This is a genomic window from Paraperlucidibaca baekdonensis, from assembly GCF_003387535.1.
Lineage (GTDB): Bacteria > Pseudomonadota > Gammaproteobacteria > Pseudomonadales > Moraxellaceae > Perlucidibaca > Perlucidibaca baekdonensis.
Genome location: NZ_QUNR01000002.1, coordinates 425548 through 446893 on the forward strand (window position 1 = coordinate 425548; position 21346 = coordinate 446893).

At 49.9% G+C, this 21346-nt stretch carries 17 protein-coding genes and 1 pseudogene; 12 read left to right on the top strand and 6 right to left on the bottom strand.

Annotated elements, in window-relative coordinates:
• Positions 1–23 precede the first annotated feature (23 nt).
• The 4 genes from DFR26_RS06040 to DFR26_RS06055 all read right to left on the bottom strand — a co-directional run bounded on the left by DFR26_RS06040 (position 24) and on the right by DFR26_RS06055 (position 3152).
• A complete protein-coding gene (locus DFR26_RS06040) occupies positions 24–1238 on the bottom strand; it encodes an iron-containing alcohol dehydrogenase (protein WP_116208055.1) in 1215 nt (404 codons plus the stop codon).
• Positions 1239–1375: 137 nt separating this feature from the next.
• Positions 1376–1726 carry a hypothetical protein gene (locus DFR26_RS06045; RefSeq protein ID WP_116208056.1) on the bottom strand — a complete coding sequence of 117 codons (351 nt, stop codon included), beginning with the start codon at positions 1724–1726 and terminating at the stop codon, positions 1376–1378.
• A 167-nt stretch (positions 1727–1893) separates the two neighbouring features.
• Positions 1894–2196, bottom strand: a complete 303-nt coding sequence (locus DFR26_RS06050; protein WP_116208057.1) for a P-II family nitrogen regulator — start codon at positions 2194–2196, stop codon at positions 1894–1896.
• Positions 2193–3152: a sodium-dependent bicarbonate transport family permease gene (locus DFR26_RS06055; RefSeq protein WP_245953021.1), complete on the bottom strand. Its 960-nt coding sequence runs from the start codon at positions 3150–3152 to the stop codon at positions 2193–2195. The genes DFR26_RS06050 and DFR26_RS06055 overlap by 4 nt, the downstream gene beginning before the upstream one ends.
• Before the next feature lie 407 nt (positions 3153–3559).
• Between DFR26_RS06055 and DFR26_RS06060 the strand changes: the two genes are divergently transcribed.
• The 3 genes from DFR26_RS06060 to DFR26_RS06070 are packed head-to-tail and all read left to right on the top strand — an operon-like array spanning position 3560 to position 9439.
• Positions 3560–4156, top strand: a complete 597-nt coding sequence (locus DFR26_RS06060; protein ID WP_116208058.1) for a hypothetical protein — start codon at positions 3560–3562, stop codon at positions 4154–4156.
• A complete protein-coding gene (locus tag DFR26_RS06065; RefSeq protein ID WP_116208059.1) occupies positions 4149–6491 on the top strand; it encodes a hypothetical protein in 2343 nt (780 codons plus the stop codon). The genes DFR26_RS06060 and DFR26_RS06065 overlap by 8 nt, the downstream gene beginning before the upstream one ends.
• Positions 6488–9439, top strand: a complete 2952-nt coding sequence (locus DFR26_RS06070) for a tyrosine-type recombinase/integrase (RefSeq protein WP_116208060.1) — start codon at positions 6488–6490, stop codon at positions 9437–9439. The genes DFR26_RS06065 and DFR26_RS06070 overlap by 4 nt, the downstream gene beginning before the upstream one ends.
• A 24-nt stretch (positions 9440–9463) precedes the next feature.
• On the opposite strand, the gene DFR26_RS06075 is transcribed toward DFR26_RS06070, so the two are convergent.
• A complete protein-coding gene (locus DFR26_RS06075) occupies positions 9464–9757 on the bottom strand; it encodes a hypothetical protein (protein ID WP_116208061.1) in 294 nt (97 codons plus the stop codon).
• A 305-nt stretch (positions 9758–10062) separates the two neighbouring features.
• Here DFR26_RS06075 and DFR26_RS06080 point away from each other — a divergent pair, with 305 nt between their 5' ends.
• Complete coding sequence (locus DFR26_RS06080; protein ID WP_116208062.1) at positions 10063–10791, top strand: hypothetical protein; 729 nt, start codon at positions 10063–10065, stop codon at positions 10789–10791.
• A gap of 157 nt (positions 10792–10948) precedes the next feature.
• Here DFR26_RS06080 and cypR read toward each other — a convergent pair whose 3' ends face one another.
• Complete coding sequence (gene cypR / locus DFR26_RS06090; protein ID WP_116208063.1) at positions 10949–12010, bottom strand: transcriptional regulator CypR; 1062 nt, start codon at positions 12008–12010, stop codon at positions 10949–10951.
• Between the two features lie 126 nt (positions 12011–12136).
• Between cypR and DFR26_RS06095 the strand changes: the two genes are divergently transcribed.
• The 8 genes and pseudogenes from DFR26_RS06095 (at position 12137) to DFR26_RS06130 (ending at position 21337) form a co-directional block, all read left to right on the top strand.
• Positions 12137–12457, top strand: coding sequence for a 2Fe-2S iron-sulfur cluster-binding protein (locus tag DFR26_RS06095; protein ID WP_116208173.1), 321 nt, complete (start codon positions 12137–12139; stop codon positions 12455–12457).
• A gap of 14 nt (positions 12458–12471) precedes the next feature.
• Positions 12472–13884, top strand: a complete 1413-nt coding sequence (locus DFR26_RS06100) for a cytochrome P450 (protein ID WP_116208174.1) — start codon at positions 12472–12474, stop codon at positions 13882–13884.
• Positions 13885–13901: 17 nt separating this feature from the next.
• The gene (locus DFR26_RS06105; RefSeq protein WP_116208175.1) at positions 13902–15539 is read left to right on the top strand and encodes a GMC family oxidoreductase; all 1638 of its coding nucleotides are present in this window, start codon (positions 13902–13904) and stop codon (positions 15537–15539) included.
• 384 nt (positions 15540–15923) lie between these two features.
• Positions 15924–16133: pseudogene (locus tag DFR26_RS11325) on the top strand (DDE-type integrase/transposase/recombinase); the annotation flags it as partial.
• A gap of 370 nt (positions 16134–16503) precedes the next feature.
• Complete coding sequence (locus DFR26_RS06115; RefSeq protein ID WP_116208064.1) at positions 16504–17373, top strand: metal-dependent hydrolase; 870 nt, start codon at positions 16504–16506, stop codon at positions 17371–17373.
• A complete protein-coding gene (locus tag DFR26_RS06120) occupies positions 17373–18392 on the top strand; it encodes a BtrH N-terminal domain-containing protein (protein ID WP_245953022.1) in 1020 nt (339 codons plus the stop codon). Before DFR26_RS06115 ends, DFR26_RS06120 begins: the two co-directional genes overlap by 1 nt.
• Positions 18393–18581: 189 nt before the next feature.
• Positions 18582–20132 carry a long-chain-fatty-acid--CoA ligase gene (locus DFR26_RS06125; protein WP_116208065.1) on the top strand — a complete coding sequence of 517 codons (1551 nt, stop codon included), beginning with the start codon at positions 18582–18584 and terminating at the stop codon, positions 20130–20132.
• 44 nt (positions 20133–20176) lie between these two features.
• Positions 20177–21337, top strand: a complete 1161-nt coding sequence (locus DFR26_RS06130; RefSeq protein WP_116208066.1) for an acyl-CoA dehydrogenase family protein — start codon at positions 20177–20179, stop codon at positions 21335–21337.
• Positions 21338–21346: the final 9 nt, after the last annotated feature.

Sequence of the window (21346 nt, forward strand, 5' to 3'; positions counted from 1 at the left end):
GGTGCTTTTATATCCAGCGGTGCTTAGGCCGCCGCCACCACGCCATCGAGCACCTGATGTACGTCAGTCGCGACCATGTAGCGCGGTACATGGTACATCCCGTGCGCCTCGGTGAGGGCATCATGGGCAATGCGCTGATAATCAGTGCGCTTGATTAAGTCGCCTTGATGCTTCAACGGCAGGCGCGCGAGCAGGTCATCGACAGCGTTTAACAAGGCCGAGGTGGCGACCGAGTCGCTATCGTGTGTGCTGGCGACATCGAGCTCACGGGCGAGTTGGGCAAATTTTTTCCGGCAGCTGCTGGCATTAAAGCGCAGCACATGGGGCAGTACCATGGCATTGGCGCGGCCATGCGGCACGCCATAATTGGCACCGAGCTGGTGCGCAATCGCATGCACATAACCCACCGCCGTGGTATTCAAACAAATGCCGGCATAGTGCGATGCCAACGCCATGGCCTCGCGCGCCGCGAGATTTTTCGGCTCCGTGCAGGCGGTTTCAAGGTGCTTGAATATCATGCGAATGGCCGTGCGATTGTAGTTGTCAGTCTCGACATTGGCAAAGCCACTGACCCAGCCCTCTAGCGCGTGGGTGAGGGCATCGATACCGGTCTCCGCGGTCACTGAAGCGGGCATGCCCTGAGTAATGAGCGGATCAAGTGCCGTCGCTTGCGGCACCATGGCGGGATCAACGATCAGCGCTTTGATGTGCGTGGCGCTATCGGAAATGACGGCCGCGACGCTGGCCTCTGATCCAGTGCCTGAGGTCGAGGTGACGACAAAAAAGGGCAGTGCGGGTTGGCGACCTTTGAGTACGCCGACGAGTTGTTGAGGCGTTTTACCGGTAGCGGCTGAGAGAGCAATCACCTTGCCCGCATCAATCGCCGAGCCACCGCCGACCACCAAAATGGCATCGGCACGTGCGGCCTGGCAAGCGGCTAAGCCAGCCTCGACAATATCGAATGTAGGGTCAGGGCGCACACCGGTAAAGAGTGTGGTCTCAACGCCGTGGCTGTGTAGCTCAGTAATCAGCGGGTCAATGGTGCCAAGCTTTGCTAATACATCATCGGTGATGACCATGACGCGGCGTAGGCCTTGATCGGCCATGCTGCGGCACAGTCGTTGTGCCGAGCCCTCGCCAAGCAGCACCAGTGGCCGTGGCATCGGTAAAATAGTGATGATGAGGCGCAGTGCGCTCAGTTTTGGTAATGATTTCAAACGATTAACAATGGCAGACATGACACGTAACTCTCAGGCTAGGTTGACCGGAAAGTCACGCTACCGTGTCATTGCGTATTCGGCAAGCAGAAATTGTCTGACAATTACCTTGCGTGCCATGCCGCGCGTAAATCGCATCGGCATAGCACATCGACGCCTTACTGGGCGGGCGTGGGTAATGCCGCCGGATTGGCCACTAAATCGCGGTAGTCGGTTTCGGCTTTGCTGATTTGCTCAGCGCCTTTGTCGACGTTAACCTGACCACGTTCGAGCTGCTCTTTACCACGATTAATCAGCTTTTCGCCTTTCTCAATATCGGCTTGGCCGCGAGCCATTTCTTTTTCGCCCTCGGCTTTTAAGATCGCACCGGCCTGCCAGTCTTTCTTCACCGCGGCGTATTCGCTCACGCGGGTACCCAAAATATCGGCAAATGTGGGTTCTGGTGTGGTGGCACAACCAGATAAAACTAACGCACCTAAGGACAAGCAAAGGAGTGAGGTGTTGCGCATAATGATCTCGTTTTATAAACAGAAAGTGTTGGCGAGGCGCCAGTGAAACCATGAAGCCCGCGAGGGTGAACGGTGCGGGCTACATTAATTTCGCGCAAGATATTAGCATAAGCGCTGTGCCAACCGTGTGCGCTGATTGCCGCCTAATGCTAACTATTTTGGCGTGGCTAAAACTTCTCTGGGCGCAAAACCGCAATATCATGCGTGAACAAAATCATCGCGTAATTATCGTAGTAGTGGGCTTGCAAGTACGCGCTAATAGCCTCTGCTGTGGCGGCATTGCACACCACCTCAATGCGGATATTGCCATTGGCCTCCCAGCCGGCATGGCGCACACCGCGGCCACCTTTGCCGCGCGCATCGGTGATGGTGTAGCCGTTGGCGCCCAAGCGCTCAATCTCGCGAATCAGCACGGTTTCTAATGCCGCCTCGGTAATCACCGTGAGCAGTGTGCGGGTTGCCTGTGTCATGGCGTTAAGCCTCCCCAAGTGGCGTGGGCCCATTCGGCCATCGCGTAATACAGTGGAATACCGAAGATGACATTGAAGGGGAATGTCACGCCCAGCGAGGCAGTCAATGACAGGGTGGGATTGGCCTCCGGTACCGAGATGCGCATGACCGCCGGTACGGCGATGTAGGAGGCGCTGGCGGCGAGTGTGGCGAGCATGGCCGTGCCGCCAATCGACAGGCCAAGTGCGAGCGCCAAGCCCGTACCAATCACCGATGACAGCAGCGGCATCGCCACACCAAAGACCACAATAAATAGGCCGTATTGGCGCAGGCTGCCCACTTGTGTGGCGGTGATTAAGCCCATTTCGAGTAAAAATAGCGCGAGCATGCCCTTAAATAAGTCGAAAAATAACGGCTTGATGCCAATTAATCCCTCGGGACCAGCCGCCCAGCCAATGAGCAAGCCGCCGACCAACAGCACAATGCTTTTGCCCAAAAACACCTCATGTGCCACGTCGCCCCAGCGCGTTTGCCGGGAAATGCCGCGCGCCAGCACAATGCCCACCAAAATAGCCGGCACCTCAAGCAGCACCAGCAGCAACGGCATATGCTCTTCAAAGGCGATCTGGCGTGAGCCCAAATACGCCACCGCCACCGCATAGGTACCAACACTCACCGAGCCATAGTGCGCGGCAATGGCGGCGGCATCGGCGCGCGAGAAACGCCCGAGCAGGCGCAATACCGGAAAAGCCAGCAGGGCAAGTGCCACGCCCATGACAATCACCGCCAGCATATCGGGCAGCAGGTTAGTCAGTGGTTGCTTGGCCAGCTCCACGCCGCCTTTGAGGCCAATCGCCAAGAGCAGCAGAATGCTGACGAACTCATAAATCGCCGCCGGCAAACGCAGCTCAGCGCGCAGCAGCCCCGAGATCAGGCCGAGCAGGAAAAACAAGATGATGGGGTCGAGCATGCTCATGGATGGCTCATGGGTAATAGCGAATACGCAGTTCACCATAGCTTGGCGGATGAAAAAACTAGTGTTTGGTAATTTTTTCAGTGGGGGCTCTAGCGGCTCAAATTATCGAGCTCTAAAACGACAAAACCCGCTAGGCACAAGGCTTCGCGGGTTTCGATATGTGGTAGACACTAGCAGACCATGTCAAAGTTTTCCCACGAGTTGTGCTAAAGCACGATAAGGTACATAAAGCACCATATAAAGCTTGATTTACAGTCATTTACTGGTATTTTTGCTGTAATTGGCATGTGGCTTTTGGTGTCATTTTGGTGCTTTATGTTTGGCAAGATGGTCATTATGCACAGTTGGTTATGTGAATAATCAGCAGGCTATAAGTGACCCCTACCTACTTTTTGTGAGGAAGACAGATGGCATCACGAAGGCTCAAGAGCGGGGCGCCTGACCAAAATACATTGCCATTGAGCCTCAAGCAGCGAAGGCGCTCCACCAAGAAGCAATCTGCCTATATACCTGAGTCTTTGAGAGTTCATAGCGTCAAGCACTCCACTGCACAGATTGAAAGGCTCCCCGCCAAAATATTATTAACGTATGCGGGCTCATATGCTGATTCAAAACTCCCAATTGCATTAAGCCCTGAGGCCGCAGCTTACCTATTAGAGATCTTTATTCCTTGTGTCTGCATTAATGGTGATGAGCGAGCGCTTATTGGCCAGACTGAGATTTTTTGCGCTCTTTTATCAGAGCTTGATCCAGCGACAGAGGTTGCTGTTCGCTATATAGATGCGAGCAATCCATTTTCTCAAGTTCGTCTACCTCTGCATGTGCTTTTCCCTTCGATCGATCTCATAGATCAAATATCAGTAATTAATGACTTGGTGATGATGCTTTCGGGAGTCGAGTTGTCACAAGTTAAGTTAGCCAAGCTGACTGGAAAAGATCGATCTAGTATTTCTAAAGCGTTGTCTAAAAGCTCAGCATCGACGGATAACTCCTTAGATGAATAGCTTTGACGTTATCTCTACACGAGTAGCCCACGCACTGTGGGCTCCAGCAGATAAACACTATTTATCTGTTGCGATAAGTCGGCTTCATGACTTGGTCACCGTCACTCCCGAGTTAGCAATAGAAATTGGTATTTCCAAGGCAGAGCTATCTGAATTTTCTCAGCTTATTCAAGCGGAGGCGTTGAACAATCCCAGCCGCTCACCTGAGCTAGCGGTGATTAATGCTCCGCTTTTAGATGAAACGACGAATACGCACCCATTTCATGGATATAGGCAGCAGCACGCGGGGTATGTGATTTTACTGACATCGTTGCCGAATAATCATCCATTGAAAGTTGACTGTGATGAGTTAACGGCAAAGTTACTGACGCAAACGGTTAAATTAAATCTGTCTAAAACGTTAGATGAGTACTCAGAGACGCTAGCTAAGGCAACCCGTATGCAGCTAATGGGTGCGCGGCTTGAGGATGAGCAAAGACAACCGTCATCTGATGCGTTGATCAAGGTGTGTTTAGCGCTACGTACTTTTGTTGATGCGGCTTCTCAGGGGCGGCCTATTGATGAGGTTTTGCCACTTTGTGAGCAATTCAATAGGCAGGCTAAGAGCTTCATTAAAAATCCTGAGAAAACGAGAATCGGTAGGAAAGCTACCTCTGGCTCGAAACGAAAGGGGCAGTCAAAAAAAACACCACACCGAGACTCGAAGTCCTTGCTGAATTTATCGGCACCAGCACAGATACAGGTGATGCGTCAGGATCTGCATGTTGAGGAGCAGGTTGAGTTTATTCATGTTGCTATACCCCCTAAAATCTCAAAGAAAGCGCAGGAAAATGATTGCTCTCCTTTAGAGCTCATGACTGAGCAAGCGATTATCTCGCCAAAAATTCCGCAGGACCATTCACGTCATTCTTCAATTGCAGTGGGCCGGTATCAGGCCAAGCAACTAGCAAATAGAAATGAGTTACTGCGGTGGGACGTGGTTAATTTAACGCATCATCAAATTCAAGGCTGCTTAGAGCTGCTCATTAAGATGTCTGCAGTTAAAAATGATCTAGGCATAGCATCATCATTTTTATTAGTGAGTCTGGTGACTGGTCGCTCACTTGTGAACTTGCCAGGTGCGATCTGGATCGATCCAAGCGCGACAAAGTTTGATGAGTCATCCCTGAGTGCTCTAAGTGATGATCCATCAAAAATAAACGTTGTGTTGCTGCCTGCGATGGGCTGCTTAGCGCTTCGAGTAAACCAGCCAAATGTGGTCAAAGTGAGAGATTGGAATGGTGTTATTCCTCGGTCTGAGTTTGTGTTGGTTCCCGACTATCTGAGTGTTTCGCAGCTAATGTTGAGTCAGCTTGCTGGCCAAGATATAGAGCCTGAGCTGCTAGTTAACGTGAAAAAAGATCATATTGTGAGTGCTGCAATGCGTGTGGGGCTTTCACTGAAAACGTATGGCGTTTCTGCTACGCGGCTTTGGCAAACGCTGCCTAGACTTTTGCAAAGTGAGTCGGGCATGAATACAGCCATGGCCTTACTGACCGACTGGCAAACATCGAATAGCGTGGTGGATCTTCATTATCACTGCGTTGAGGCTCAAAAGTTGGCGAGCCGCTACAGGGCTAGTATGGATGCCTTGCTTCATTACGACACTAAATACTGGGTATGTGAAAAGCATCTACCTGCGCAAAAGTATTTTGTTGGTTCGCCAAACTGTATCTCTGCTAAGAAGCTTAAGGTGCTAATTGATCAGTTTGAAAATGCGCTCTTAGACCGATATGACATTGTGCAGCATGCCAACTTATTGACCTTATACACACTCATGGTAATGACTGCAGGGTTCGGCTTTCGCCATGCCATTTCACCGAAAATTGAGCTGCATCCGTTTCGAGATAGGATGATATTAAGCTATCAAGAAAAAGACGCGTTAAGGCAGTTAGTTTTGCCAAAGTTGGTCCAGAAGCAGTTGGCTGTTTATAGGGAAATGCGCATAACACCGATTGCCCATGGTGCCCCCAAAGTAGTGGGCAACAAGCTCAGCTTTTTCTTGATTAGCCCCAAGTGCTTGGTACGACCGTTTAAACCAGGTGGGTTTTCTAAAGAGTTAAAGGCGTATGGGCTTGAATTCGAGCTTGAGCTGAACTCAATGCGGCGATGGATGTTTTCTGCATTGTTCAATGAAGGTGTGAGGGGCATTCAAACAGACTTTTACGGCGGGCATGGTGTCATGGGGCGAGAGCCGCTAACGACGTTTAGCTCTACCAACTTTGATTCATTTATAGCAGCTGCTGATGAAATGGATCGTGTTCTTGAAGCGACTGGCTGGCGAGTTCTGTCATGACTGTGATTAGCAACTCAGCTCATCACATAGAGGCTAGTTCTGCTCTAGCCGATATTTTTGGAGTTGATAAGAAAGCTATTGATAATGCGGTTTTTAGTTTTGAGAGGCCGACTGCAGACTTGCTGAGTGCCATTTTAGCGGCTGTATTTAAGAAGGGCTCCGTATGGTTCGACGCGCATAACTACGACACCGGGCAGTTGGTCAGTGCGTGCTTTAAGCTCATTCAGTCTCCCCATGATCAAGAAGCCTTAGAAGGTCAATATGAGCGGATTAGGGATGTTCTTGAGCTTCTGGGCAGAGATGATGTTGATCAGTTTCCCCTGGTCAAACAAAAGTCGGCGAAGCAGCTCAATCTGGCGGAGTTTTCTGCATCAATTGGTCTGTCTGATGTTTGGATAGCGGAATCTGAGTGTCTTCTGAGAAGCGCTTACTCAGGCGGCATCTCTCTTGATAACCAACATCGCTTAGGTTTGCTGTGCCTTTGGCTGACACTAGCTTGTGGAATCAGCAGTAAGGGTGAGGTGGTTATTACGCTGAGAGAGCTAGCGGCTAAACGTGTGCGCACTTATCAAAGTTTGTATTGGACGTCTGGGTGTTATGAGAAGCGCCGAGGAGAGCGGCGACGTCAATGGCTAACAGAGGATACGGTGCTCCTGGCGCAAAGTATTGACTGGGCTGATTCTCGATGTGATTTATCAGTGAATTTTCAAGCAATTCGTGACGCGTTAATTAGTTTGAAAAAGTTAACTCAGTCATTCAGTCGACTCAATCAAAGGGCACTATTTGGCTCAGGCTTAGCCCGAGGCTTTATGTTGGCCAAGCTTCCAGCATTTGCTATTGAGTATATGCGCGGAGAGATTAGCTCCAGCTCACTTGATGAAAAGTCTCTGGCGAGAATTCTAGGGCGATCAAGTTTGCCTATCGACAGCTCCCAGGAAGGATCCTCGACGGGTGAGCACCTTTTTGACGATAAGCGCTTTGATCCTCCCCAAGATTCGCTTGAAAAGAAGCAGGGCTTAAGTGCTAGCGAACGCTCTGGCAAACCGCCACTGACGGAGTTGTCCAAAATACTGTCGAGCTCTAGCGCTGATGCCAAAAAGCAAGCCCAGGCCTTTATCAGCAGCGCATTGATGAATGAGCAGCCCCCCTTAATTGAGCAAATACTTGAGTGGGCGCAGGATCGTCTTCAAAAAAATGCGCCTCGCACTGTAAAGCTGTCACTTGATCATTTGCATGCGCGCCTTCTGCCCGTTGTTCCTGACTTTCAGCAAATTGATGATCCTGATCAATGGTCAGCCCTTGTTGAGGAAGTTACGGGCTCTCTCGAGCAGCGAGATAAAGCGTTATCAGTCATGTCCTCATTTGCGAGTTACTTATCAAAAACATTCTGCGAAGAATTTGAGTCAGCCGGTAGAACTGCGCACTCGGGTATTAACGCGCAATTCGTCACATCTGATGAGTTGAAATCAGCGCTTGTGTTGCTGGAGCGACGCTTAGATCCTGCGCTATTTAAAGTAGCGCGCGCTTTGACAGACCTAGGTTATGGCGCTGGGCTTCGACGCTCAGAAGCCGATGGATTAAGAGTGCAAGATTTAGAGCTTGGCAACGTTCCAGTCATTCGCGTGATTAAGCATTTGCTGCGCTTATTAAAAACTACCAACGCTAAACGCATTATTCCGCTTGAGATAGCAGACTCACTAAGTGAGGGGCTTATCGGCCACATACAGGAACTAATGGACTCTGCAGGCTCCTCAGAGTCATTGATCTTTAATCAGCATGGCCATCAATGTTTGACGCTTGGCGATACGTTGTTCAATGAGATTACCAAGGCGCTCCAAGAAGTCTGTGGTGAGAAGAAAGTTAAATATCACAGCCTAAGGCACTCGTTTTGTGGCTTGCTGTTGTTGGCTCTTCTCTACAAGCAATCAAACCTGCAGGCACTCAAGGCACAGTTCCCATTTTTCGAGACAGTTGAAGACCTGCTGCCGACTATTCAAGGAGTGGCTTTAGGATCAGGTACTGTCGGGCGATTTGAGCTATCAACTGTTCGCTGCATGATGGGACATCTCTCTGAATCGACAACACTACTTCATTATTTTCATTGGTTGGATCTCATTCGATTCGCTGGGTTTTCAAGGCCAGAAGCATCTATTCATTTATCGCTTCAGGCTAGGTGCGGCGCTGCTGGTTTAAAGCAAAATAGTCGTGGACGAGGAGCCAAAATAGCCAATGCGGCAGAGACAATCTCGAGACGCTTAGCAAGCGCTAGTCATGCTTTGCCTGAAAAGCAGGCGAGTGCAGTCGCAGCCACTGTTGAACAATTTGAGCAGTCATTTGGGCTTTTGAAGGCATTTGAAGAGGGTATGGAGCTGGCGCAAAAGATTAGTCAACAACGGTCTACTCAGCCAGCTGTACCATCAAGCATCGATGCCCAAATTGAACAATCAATTATTGAGGCAATGGATTGGGTTGAGCGCGTTTTTCAAACAGGCTCAATGGCCAAAGACTTGCCAAAGCCTTACGCACGACTGAGTGACGAAGGCGCTATTTCCTGCCAGCAAGCACTGCTTGCTTCCTTGGCGTCAGCTTCTCAACAGGATTTACTGCATTTATCCGAAGAGTTGTGTTGGCTGGCCGAGCACCGATGCGCACCTTATGTCACATATAGATTCGAAGAGCATTTACAGCTACAGCGCGGTATTCATCTGCTTGAGGCGTTGTTCGATCAATACCCCATACGCTTCCGCGTAATTGCAGAGAAGAAGCAAGGGAAGAAATTTGTCACAGAGTATGAAATTGAAACTAGTAATGCGCATCAGGTAGTCCCAGTCGATGGCGCTCGCTATCGTCTATCGCTCCGGCGAGGTGATAGCAGATTTCCGCATCGTGGGATTACTTGGGTCACCATCGCATTGAGGATCTATATTCAACGAAAAATAAGCCTCTAGACCGCTAGCGGTCTAGAGGCTTCGCTACAGTATCCAATGTACTTGGTAGTCCTGTTGCAGAGCAGTCTTTAAATCCTTTAAAGACTGCTCTGACAGCGTGAGCAGCTTTCCGTTGACCTTGAGGATAATCGTAAGGTTCCAGAAATCTTGCTGCAAACGGATCTCACAATGCTCTGTCTGCAAGTCGAGCCTAGCGCTCAACTGACTTTGCCTAAGGTCCGTGACAGATTGTTTGATCTGCTGGCACCGCTCAGCACAGCGTGGTCGCTCAACCTCATGCTCTAGCCAATTCAGTAATTCCGCCTCTAGTTTGTCCATGAGTATCTCCTAGTGTGTATAGGAGGTACTCAAACATTCGGTAATAAGAGGGTTCGTTGGCCGACTTTGCTCGTAGTTTGTTTGATTAAGCTCCTGCAGTTGATGCAGGAGACTTGGCAAACATGAGCGTATGAGATAGTTGAGACTGGCAATTATCGAGTGCCAGAATGGTAGTCGTTACAAATTTGTAACTATTCAACGAGGATTAGCCACTATCAAAGCCGATATCATCGCTCTTACCGATTGCTGGCGTTTCAACGTGGTCTAGAAGCTTGTTCTGAGGAAGGACTCTGGAGTTTGGTCTCATGGAGTTAAAAACAGCTGTTGATGAGATGTTCAGAAAGGTTGGCAGAAACCTATACATCATTCAGCAAGTTGAAATGATGTTAAAAGCCTATCTGTCTCATAGCAGTATTTGTGGCTCTATGAGTGAAGCCGGTGATCCTCAGCAGCGGCAGCTGGATCGGTTTGCCTTGCAGACTATGGGAGGACTAGCTACCCAGTACTTATGCTTAATCGATCCTGGCTATAAATATCCCGAAAATAATTCGCCAGACAAGTTTTCCGTACAGTTTGAAATAAAGGTCGACTCAAATACATTTATGCGCAAGGAAAGCACATTGACGCAGATGGTAGCTGATCGTAATGCACTAACTCATCACTTGATTGATCAGGTTGACTTAGAATCAATGGATAGTTGTCTTGCGTTAGGGTGCCAGCTAGATGCTCAGCGCGAGTTGCTCGTCGTTGAGCTAAATGATTTGAAGATAAACGCTCGCCATTTATTTGAAACTAGGAGTGCAGTCGCTGAGACTTTAGCGAGTGATGCTTTTCGTTATGCATTTGAGCAATCATGGATACTGTCTAGTCCCTTAGTACAACAACTAATAGGTTTCTCCACAACAGAGGCAGGACAAGTTGGGTGGCTAAAACTGGGTAAAGCAGCAAATTTTCTGAACAAAACTGTGCCTGAGGAAATAAAGAGTCTCAAAGCTCGCTATGGCTTTTCAACATTGATAGAACTGATGCGGTAATCCCCCCATTTTTAACGAATCATGCTGCAGTATCTAACCTATTCAATCTTGGAAGACACCTAACTTCAGCTAGTCATTATCGACGCAGTAGCACAGCTACGTTCGCAGTGTGGAGAGCAGTGGTTGCTTAAAGGCGTAAAGGTCAACTATTGCTGAGCTAAGAAGTTAACTTGTCAGTACCGTTGCATTTTCTGTATTGGACGGGAGGCATAACAAACCAGCGTTTGAAGGCTCGTCTGAAACTTGCAGTATCGTGATAGCCAAGCAGCAAAGCGATAGCCTCTACGGACAGTTGAGTATCACGTAAATAGGTAGCTGCCCGTCGGGATAAAATTTCGTCTCGTACTTGCCGAAAACTACTATTTTCCTCTTTAAGTTTACGCGAAAGAGTGCGTTTTCCCATGAATAAGGCTGCAGCGGCTTCTTCTTCGCATAGAGCTCCAGTAGGGTGTGAAAGCATTAATTTTTTGACTAGTGTCTGATAGTTCGGTTTATGGTTTTGAAGTCGCGCAAGCATGAGCTCGCACTGCTTAAATGCTAGGCGATAGTTTTCATTATTGGCTGAGGCGTTTGCTACTCTGCACAATGCCATTGGGAAAGTAAGCTTTAATTGAGCGCAACCAAAATGAATCGATCCCGGCAAATAGTCCGAGTAGAAATCCTGATACGGGGGTGGGGGATGGCGAAAATAGACATCTGTCTCATATAAAGGGCTACCTACGATGAACTCGCCAATTTCGAAAAATGATTTGATGACTGCCTCCGCTAGGCACCTTTCAATATCTTCATCAAGCTGTACCTGAAAGCTAGCTATGCACTCAAGACGATCGTCAATCTGATGTAAGTGTAATTCAATAAAGCTTGCTCGCGTGGGAAGGAATGCTTGAAACGCTTGTAGTGCGGAGAGAAGGTCTGGGCTGCTGTAAGCGACCACGCCGACTACACCGTGCGTTGCAGGGGTTAGTCGCGAACCAAGTCGGAGTCCAAATCCAGATCTTTCAGATAGCGTTAGTGCATTTCGTAGAATTAGGATCTGCTGATGTACGGAGAGGAGGCTGTCCTCAATTAGAAACTGTTTAACGTTGAGACCTGTTCCGCATAGCAGCTTTGGCAATTGCCGTGCTGATAAGCCAAGTTCACGAGCGATCAGTCGCGAGTAACTTGATTGAATGTCGGCTTCGGAGGTTTGATTTCCTCTCTGCGGTGGCTTTATAGCCATAAGCTCTTCTCAGAAAATTCCCTAAATTGTCTTGAAATGTCCCTGTTATGTCAAGAAATGTCCTCGCTTGCACATCGGGTTACCGACAAGCTAAGCCTCAAACAACATATGGTTAAGAGAGTAGCAGTGAGCAAAATAATCTTTATTGAGCGTGACAACACCAGACATGTCGCAGAGTTTGAGGCTGGAACAACGCTGATGCAAATTGCCTTAGATAATGCTGTTCCCGGTATTGATGGAGATTGTGGTGGGGAGTGCGCTTGCGGTACCTGTCACATGGTTATTGCAGATGAGTGGTTCGGAAAGACAGGGGCTGTCAACGATGCTGAGGAGCAGATGCTTTCGATGACTCCAGAGCGAGCTAGGACATCGCGGCTGGGTTGCCAGGTCAAAACCTCTGAGGATATGGACGGTTTAATTATTAAGTTGCCAGAATTTCAAATGTGAGCGCGGAGGTCACCATGTCATCGAACTCAAGTACACAAGATGCAATTCAAACAAAAGTGATAAATGTCACATCCAAATTAGTGCCTATGCATCTGCAGATTAAGGCTCTGAAGATATTAATGAAGGTTAAGAAGAAGGCCCTAGGTTCGTCGCGCCCTCAAGTAAATTTTGTCGAAGCGACTTTGCCTGACGTTGACAGCTTGGCGATCGAGGACATCGACACCAGCAACCCTTTCTTGTATCGACAAGGTCAGTCGGATGCTTATTTCAAGCGACTTCGTGATGAAGCTCCAGTGCACTATCAGAAAAATAGTCAGTTCGGTCCATTTTGGTCGGTGACGCGCTATGAAGATATTTTGTTCGTAGACAAAAGTTACGAGCTTTTTTCTTCCGAGCCACAAATTGTTTTGGGTGATCCCCCAGAAGGGCTATCGGTAGAAATGTTTATCGCCATGGATCCGCCCAAGCATGATGTGCAACGTCGGGTAGTTCAAGGTGTGGTAGCGCCGCAGAACTTGAAGGAAATGGAAGGGTTGATCCGCAGTCGCGCCGGCGAGGTGCTCGACAGTTTGCCTCTAGGCGAGCCTTTCAATTGGGTTCCTACCGTATCGAAAGAGCTGACGGGGCGTATGCTTGCTACGCTGCTTGACTTCCCTTATGAGGAGCGTCACAAGTTAGTAGACTGGTCGGATCGATTGTCTGGCGCATCATCGGCGACCGGTGGTGAATATACCGATGAAGATAACATGTTTGATGCTGCTGCTGAAATGGCGTGGTCTTTTTCTAGGCTTTGGCGCGACAAAGAAGTGCGCCGTGCTGCCGGCGAAAAACCCAGCTTTGATTTAATTAGCATGCTGCAGAGTAACGAAGAAACAAAGGATTTAATTAATCGTCCAATGGAGTTTATTGGGAATTTAGCCTTACTTATTGTTGGTGGTAATGACACTACTCGTAATTCCATGAGTGGCGGTGTGCTGGCCTTAAATCAGTTCCCTGAAGAGTTCGCTAAATTAAAGGCGAATCCAGAGCTGATACCAAATATGGTCTCTGAAATAATTCGCTGGCAAACTCCACTTGCAAATATGCGCCGGGTTGCTACGAAGGATGTGGAGCTGCGTGGTCAAACTATCAAGAAGGGCGATCGCGTGGTGATGTGGTATGCATCAGGGAATCGGGACGAACGTAAATTTGAAAATCCTGAACAACTTATTATTGATCGAAAGGACGCGCGCAATCATATTTCTTTTGGTTACGGTATTCATCGTTGCATGGGTAACCGTCTAGCCGAATTGCAGCTGCGTATTCTGTGGGAGGAGCTGCTCAAGCGTTTTGATAATATTGAGGTTGTCGGTGAGCCGGAGCGTGTGCAGTCTAACTTTGTGCGCGGCTACTCCACGTTGATGGTTAAACTGACGGCAAAAAGTTAATGATCAGTCAGATCAAGATGACGCCTGAACAATTCGACTATGTGGTTGTAGGCGCTGGCTCAGCTGGGTGCGTCCTTGCTAATCGACTCTCTGAGTGTGGTCGTTATTCAGTGTTATTACTGGAGGCTGGACCCGAGAGCAGAAAAAATCCTTTTGTAAGCATGCCGCTGGGCTTTCTGCAGCTAATGTTCAGTCGTCGTTTCAATTGGCAGTTTAACACTGAGCCGCAGAGACACATGTATGGCCGAGCGTTGTTTCAACCTCGAGGTAAGATGCTCGGAGGTTCCAGTGCTATCAATGCTCAGGTTTATATTCGCGGACATGCATGGGACTATGATGAGTGGGCTAGGCTAGGATGCGATGGATGGTCGTATGCTGATGTACTGCCATATTTTCGCAGATCTGAGCATTTCGAGCCGAAGTCGAACTCGAGCAATGTTGCATATCATGGTAGAGCTGGTCCGCTTAATGTTGCAGAGCGTCGCTATACAAACCCGCTTAGTAGGGTGTTTGTTGAGGCTGCGAAGCAGGCGGGGTATCGGCATAATGAGGATTTCAACGGCAGAGAGCAGGAGGGCGTAGGCTTTTACTATACCTATCAGAAGGATGGCGAGCGATGCAGTAATGCGCGAGCTTATCTCGAGCCTGCCGCAGCTCGTAGTAATTTAACTATTCGTAGTGAGGCGCATGTTACGCGTGTGTTGCTTGAGTGTTCCCGAGCAGCCGGTGTTGAGTATCAGTGTTCGACAGGGATGGTACAGGTTCGTGCCGGCCGCGAGGTGATTCTTTGCGGAGGTGCCTTTAACTCTCCGCAACTACTTATGCTATCTGGAATCGGCCCGCGCGACGAGTTGTCTCGGCACGGCATCGAAATACGGCATGCGCTAGAGGGTGTTGGACAGAACCTGCAAGATCATATTGATGTATTCATGCGTGTTAGAGCCCTCAGCCGCCTTGGTATCTCCATGCATCCCAGCTACTGGCTCAAGGGAATGCGGGCGCTACTGCAATATTTGACCGGGCGGCGCGGTGTACTGACAAGCAACGGTGCCGAGGCCGGCGGGTTTATCCGCTCTCGCCCTGAGGAGTCCATACCCGACCTGCAATTGCACTTCGGCCCTATGTTGTACGCTGATCATGGCCGGGACTTTAAGACGGCGATGAGTGGTTATGGCTATATCGTCATGATTTACGGGCTTAGGCCATTATCGCGTGGTCGCGTTGGTTTACACAGCGCAGACCCGCTCCAGGCACCGCTGATCGACCCTAACTATATGGCTGAGACTGCCGACGTTGAGCAGTTGGTTCGTGGCGTTCATCTGGTGCGCAAGATCTTAGCTCAGCAAGCGCTCGAGTCGCACCATGATGTCGAGATTTCGCCTGGGTCTGCGTTGAGGAGTGATGATGATCTGGCTGAATGGGTGAGGACTAGCGGTGAGTCGGCCTATCACCCTGTGGGTACTTGCAAGATGGGGGTGGATGCAATGGCGGTGGTAGACCCGCGTTTGCGAGTCCATGGACTACAGGGCTTGCGAGTGGTCGACGCTTCCATCATGCCAACCTTGGTTGGGGGCAACACCAATCAACCTGCCACGATGATCGGTGAGAAGGGAGCGGTCATGATTCTCGAAGATGCCAAAAATACTGGCGGCTGAGTGGCATGTGCGGGTCATTGACCGCTGTTAAGCTACTGCTAGTGACAAGCTTACTCACCGGTTGAGATAGCTTGTGGGTGAGCACCTAAAAGCGGCATCGCTTTCGTCTATTCATCAACTATGTAGTCTGAGTCTACTACCGCTTTAATTTGAGCTTTCGTGATATTGACGACTTGCTGGCAAAGAAGGGAGCCTCTGCCAGTTACGAGGCTATCGTTTGTGGTGCATAAAATTCAAACCCGCCTTCACCCGTAACCCGAGCGAAGGCGCTGTGGGTTCGGCGATGCCTTTTGTCTTGATGAGGTATTTATCAAGACAAAAGGCGAGCAGTACTAATTGTGGCGAGCCGTTGATTAGGACGGAGTAGTAGATAGTGTCTATGTTCAGGGTAGGCGCAATGGTGCAGCTGCTAAGCAATTCTTCAAGCGTCTGTTAAGTAGTTATGCTTGCTCACCACTAATTATAGTTACTGATAAGTTGGCCGGCTATAAGGTTGCCCCACAAAAGTTAATGCCCATTTTTCATCACGGCACGACTAAGTATGTGAACAATAGAGCTGAGCGATCACATGAATCGACTCGATTTCGGATGTGAGGCATGCAGCGATTCAAGTCGCTGAGTCAGGCTCAGCAATTTATATAAACTCATGCTGCAGTATCGAGCTTATTGAAGCTTGGAAGGCATCTGATCCCAGTAGATTATTATCGACTAGGACTACAGCGCAACTTGTAGAGCTGTAGTCGCGCAGAGGTTTGAAGGAAAACTATTGCTGAGTCTAAAAGTTAACTTGTTAGTACCTAGCAGATAGGATCTATATGAAGTTAGGTACGAAAATACCCTGTTATAAAGATTGCGATATAAGCGTGATCTAAAAAATTGACATTTGGTTGGTCGACCAATACTATATGAGAATACGGGCGACTTGAGGTTCTGCCGCCTTCTCAAGCTTGTTATGGAGAGTCACATGAGTGCGATAACTATTCAGCCGCGGAAAGTTGTCTTTGATGTAACTAACGTGCCCCGACACTGGAATGGCGGAGACCCAGTTCTGACACGTTTTTTTGATGCGCTATCCGTGCACTTTCCTGAGGGGGAGCGATTTTTTATTGAGTCAGTTCGCCACTTTCAGGATCAGGCTGGCAGTGAGCGCTTGCGCGAGGATATTCGCCATTTTATCCGGCAGGAGGGCCAGCATGGTATCGTCCATGATCGTTTCAATCAGGTCATGGCTGGGCAAGGAGTAGATGTACAGGAGGTCACGGTTAATTTGCGACGCTTTATTAAAGTCACGCAAAAGTATCTGCCAAAGAAATACCAGCTGGCCATGACAGCCGCGTTTGAGCATTTCACTGCGACCTTAGGTGAAGCCATGCTCAAGGAGGAGACCGATATGTTTCGGGAGGCGGATCCAGTAATGCGAGCCCTGTTTCTCTGGCATGGTGTTGAGGAAGTTGAGCACAAAGCTGTAGCTTACGATCTTTATCAGGTTGCGGCAGGCGGTGGTTATGTAACCCGAGCATCGGCTTTGGTGGTCGCGACCCTGATGGTTCATCTTGTGGTGGCTCCAGTATTCTGGAATATGCTCAAGCTGGATGGTGTAACCCGTCAGCCTATGGTGATTTTGCGTGGACTGAATCGCCTGTACGGTCGCCAAGGTATTCTTACCCGCATGTTGCCGGAGTTTATGGCCTGGTTCCGACCCGGTTTTCATCCTTGGGACTCCGGTATGCCCGAGAAAGTTGCTGCTTGGCTGGGGGAGTATGCTCGTCATGGTGATCCCATGCAGGCATCGGCTGCAGTTTACGAGACTGCGTACTTGGAGCGGGTGGCCTGATGCAGTTTGTCGGAGCGGGGGAAATGTTGGGCGCTACCGGTTCTACCCGCCAGATACAACACTGCCACAGACCGGGTTGGCACTGTGGCAGCTCGGCAATTCGTGACCTGCTGGAGTTTCATGGTCTTGATCTCACAGAGGCCTTCTGCTTCGGGCTGGGTGCCGGCTTGGGCATTACCTATGTGGAGATTCCGGACTCGGCCACGCCCTTCATTGTCCATGTGCGCTCAATGGGTTTTGAGGAAAGTGTCTTTAGCACTCTGGGAGTGCCATTTGCTTGGTCGAGCTATACGGACAAGCAGGCGGCCACCGCAGACCTGCATGAGGCTCTGCGTGATGGGGTGCCGGCGCTGCTGCTCACTGACATTTACCACTTGCCTTACTTCGGGAGCAGCACTCATTTCCCAGGCCATGCCATAGTTGCTTGGCAGCTGAATGAGGCGCGCGATGAAGTGCTGGTCAGTGATACCGAGCGCCCCGAGTTAATATCTGTTCCAGCAGCCAGTCTTGCCGATGCTCGTTTTTCAACGTCTCCACCATTCGTTCATTATGGCAACCTGTTTGCTCCGCGTTCGTTGAAGGTGACAGTCAGTGCTGAGCAGGTGAGGGCAGCTATTATCGCCAATGCTCGCGCGCTCGCTGAGGGTAACCGCAATAGTGGTCTTTCGGCACTAGATACTTGGATTGAGTTGTTGCCTCGCTGGCGAGCGGAGGAAAATTGGCGCTGGCTATTGCGCTTTGCCTATCAGGTTATTGAGAAGCGTGGCACCGGCGGCGCTGGCTTCAGGGCTATGTATGTTGATTTTCTACTAGAGGCCGGCGTGATGCTGCCGGCAGTGCATACTGCGAATCTTGTGGGGCTGATGCAGTGCTCTGCAACGGCGTGGTCTGAGCTTGCAGCGTTGCTGAAAATGGCGTCGGAGTCGGATGTATTTCCAATTCGAGAAATTGAGGCTGCAATTATTCGCGTCAAGTTGCATGAAACGCAGTATGTGCATCAGGTAATAAGCAGATTTTAGTTCGGATTTTACTGTAGAAGTCACCAGGAAAAGGTAATCCATTGCGGCGAATTGTGCCTAGCTTAATTAGTGTGTAGCTCCTTATTGCGGCCTCTGTTGGTGTTTTCCTATATGAAATATATGTCTCGACTGGATTGTTTACTGTACGCGCTAAATATTAACTATTTGTAGATTAATAAGGACGTCTTTATGTTTATTACCCAGACATTACGTCGGGCGGTTCAGCTGAATCCGAACGGTGTGGCCACGATTTACGCGTGCAGGAGGCAGACTTGGCGCGAATTTGAGAATAGGGTGGCGCGTTTGGCAGCAGGCGTTTGTTCATTAGGTGTTGTTGAGGGCGATCGTGTCGCTATCCTTTCGCTCAATTCTGACCGCTATCTGGAGTATTTTTACGCAGTCCCCTGGGCGGGGGCAGTGCTGAACCCGGTCAATCACCGCCTCGCGTTGCCGGAGATTGCCTATACCCTAAATGACTCAGGGTCGTCAGTTCTGTTCATCGATGATGTGTTCAGCACAATGCTACCTAGTCTTCGCACGTTGCTTGAAAGCGTGAGGCATGTGGTGTTCATGGGGGAAGGGCAGTTGCCGCAAGGTTGCATCGCCTATGAAACTCTGATGGAGCGGCATCAGCCCATAGCGGATGTGAGCAAGGGCGGCGCGCAACTGGCAGGCCTTTTCTATACCGGCGGTACGACCGGACGGTCAAAAGGCGTGATGCTTAGTCATGATAACCTTGTATTCAATGCACTGAACGTAGTGCCGGAGTTGGGCTATACGCAAGACTCCATCTATATGCATGCAGCCCCCATGTTTCACCTCGCCGATATGGCTAGTACCTTTGCCGTGACGCTGGCCGCGGGTACCCATGGGATTGTTCCTCGCTTCGATGTCGAGCAGGTTCTGGGTTTCATCCAGCAGGAGAAAGTTACTCATACCCTGCTGGTGCCGACAATGATCAATCTTTTGGTATCGTCCGGTCGCATAAAGGCTTTCGATGTCAGCAGCCTCAGGCGCATGCTCTACGGTGCGTCGCCGATGCCCGGTGCTGTACTTGACGCTGCCATGGCGCAGATGCCCGGTGCCTCTTTTGCTCAGGGTTACGGGCAGACCGAGGCGTCGCCGATTATCACCGCCTTACCGCCCGAATACCACGTGCTGGGTGGGGATAAACTGCGTAGTGCTGGCAGGGCGGCTTTAGGCGTCGAGGTTGCGGTGATGGACAAGGATGATGTGGAGTTGCTACGTGGTGAAGTCGGAGAGGTCTGTGCTAGGGGGCAAAATGTCATGCTGGGTTATTGGGGCATGATACGGGAGACCGAGGAAACGCTTCGTAATGGCTGGTTGCATACAGGTGATCTCGGCTACATGGATGACGATGGTTTTGTCTTCATTGTCGACCGTGCCAAAGACATGATCATTAGTGGAGGAGAGAATATTTTTTCGGTGGAAGTCGAAGGTGCTATCTACAGCCACCCAGCGGTTCAGGAGTGCGCTGTAGTCGGCATTCCTCATCATGAATGGGGTGAGCTGGTTCATGCGATTATCCTTTTGAAGCAAGGGTATTCGCTCAATGAGGAAGAACTAGTCGCTCATTGCCGAGCTCGGATTGCCGGATACAAACTGCCGCGCAGCATCGAGTTTCGCGCAGAACCTTTGCCGGTGAGCGGCGCGGGCAAAATTCTCAAAAACGAACTGCGGCAGCCCTACTGGGAAGGTAGGGATCGTGCAGTCAACTGAGCGATTGTACACCGTGAAAATGAATAATCGGTGGGGGGTATACCGTGAATCTTGAATTTACTCGGGAAGAGTTGGAGTTTCAGCAATCCATTCGTGACTGGATGGGTGCCCATGTCACGGAAGACATCAGACGATGTTCCGCGCTTGGTGAAATGCCTGCCAAGGAGCAGCAGCAAAAGTGGGAGCAGCTGCTCGGCAAACAAGGCTGGCTGGCACTGACTTGGCCAAAACAGTATGGCGGGCCAGGTTGGACGGCGACACAAAGGTATATTTTTGATCTAGAGCGAGCCATGGTTGGCGCTCCTCCAACCAGTCCGTTTGGCGTAGCGATGGTGGGGCCTGTGTTGTATACCTTCGGCTCTCAGGAACAGAAGGATCGCTGGTTGCCCGGTATTGTCAGTGGGGAGCTCCTATGGTGCCAGGGCTACTCCGAGCCCAATGCCGGCTCGGATCTGGCCTCCCTGAAGACTCGCGCCGAACGCAAAGACGATCATTATTTGGTCAATGGCCAGAAAGTTTGGACTACTCAGGCGCACTGGGCGGACATGATGTTCTGTTTGGTCAGAACCGATCCGGCAGTCAAACAGCAGCAAGGAATTTCATTTCTGCTGATTGATATGAAAACTCCCGGCATCGAAGTAAGACCGATCTACTCGATCGATGGCCATCACCACCTTAACGAAGTCTATTTCACAGACGTTCGGGTGCCGCTTAATAATCTAGTAGGGCAGGAAGGGATGGGTTGGACCATCGCCAAGTACTTGCTTACCCACGAGCGTACAACCATCGCCGGTGTAGCGGACAGCCGTCACGAAATTGCACGATTGAAGAGGGCTGTTGCCGAATCGCCATGCAGCTATGATAAAAGTCAAGCATGGCAACGTATCGCCGAGTTGGAAATCGAATTGATGGCACTGGAGTACACCAATTTTCGTACCGTTGCAGCGACCGACGAAGGTCAACCCTTTGGCCCAGAGTCTTCGGGCTTGAAAATCAAAGGCACCGAGTTTCAACAGAAGGTGTCGCAGGCGATGGTCGAGCTGGGTGGCATGATGTCACTTACTTGGGATAACCAGAAAACAGTGGGCAGCGATATTTTCAATCGCGCCACGCGTCGTTACAACTTTCTGCGAGCCTGTACAATTTACGGAGGATCTAACGAGATTCAGAAGAATGTGCTGGCAAAAATGTTACTTGGTCTTTGAGGCACGACG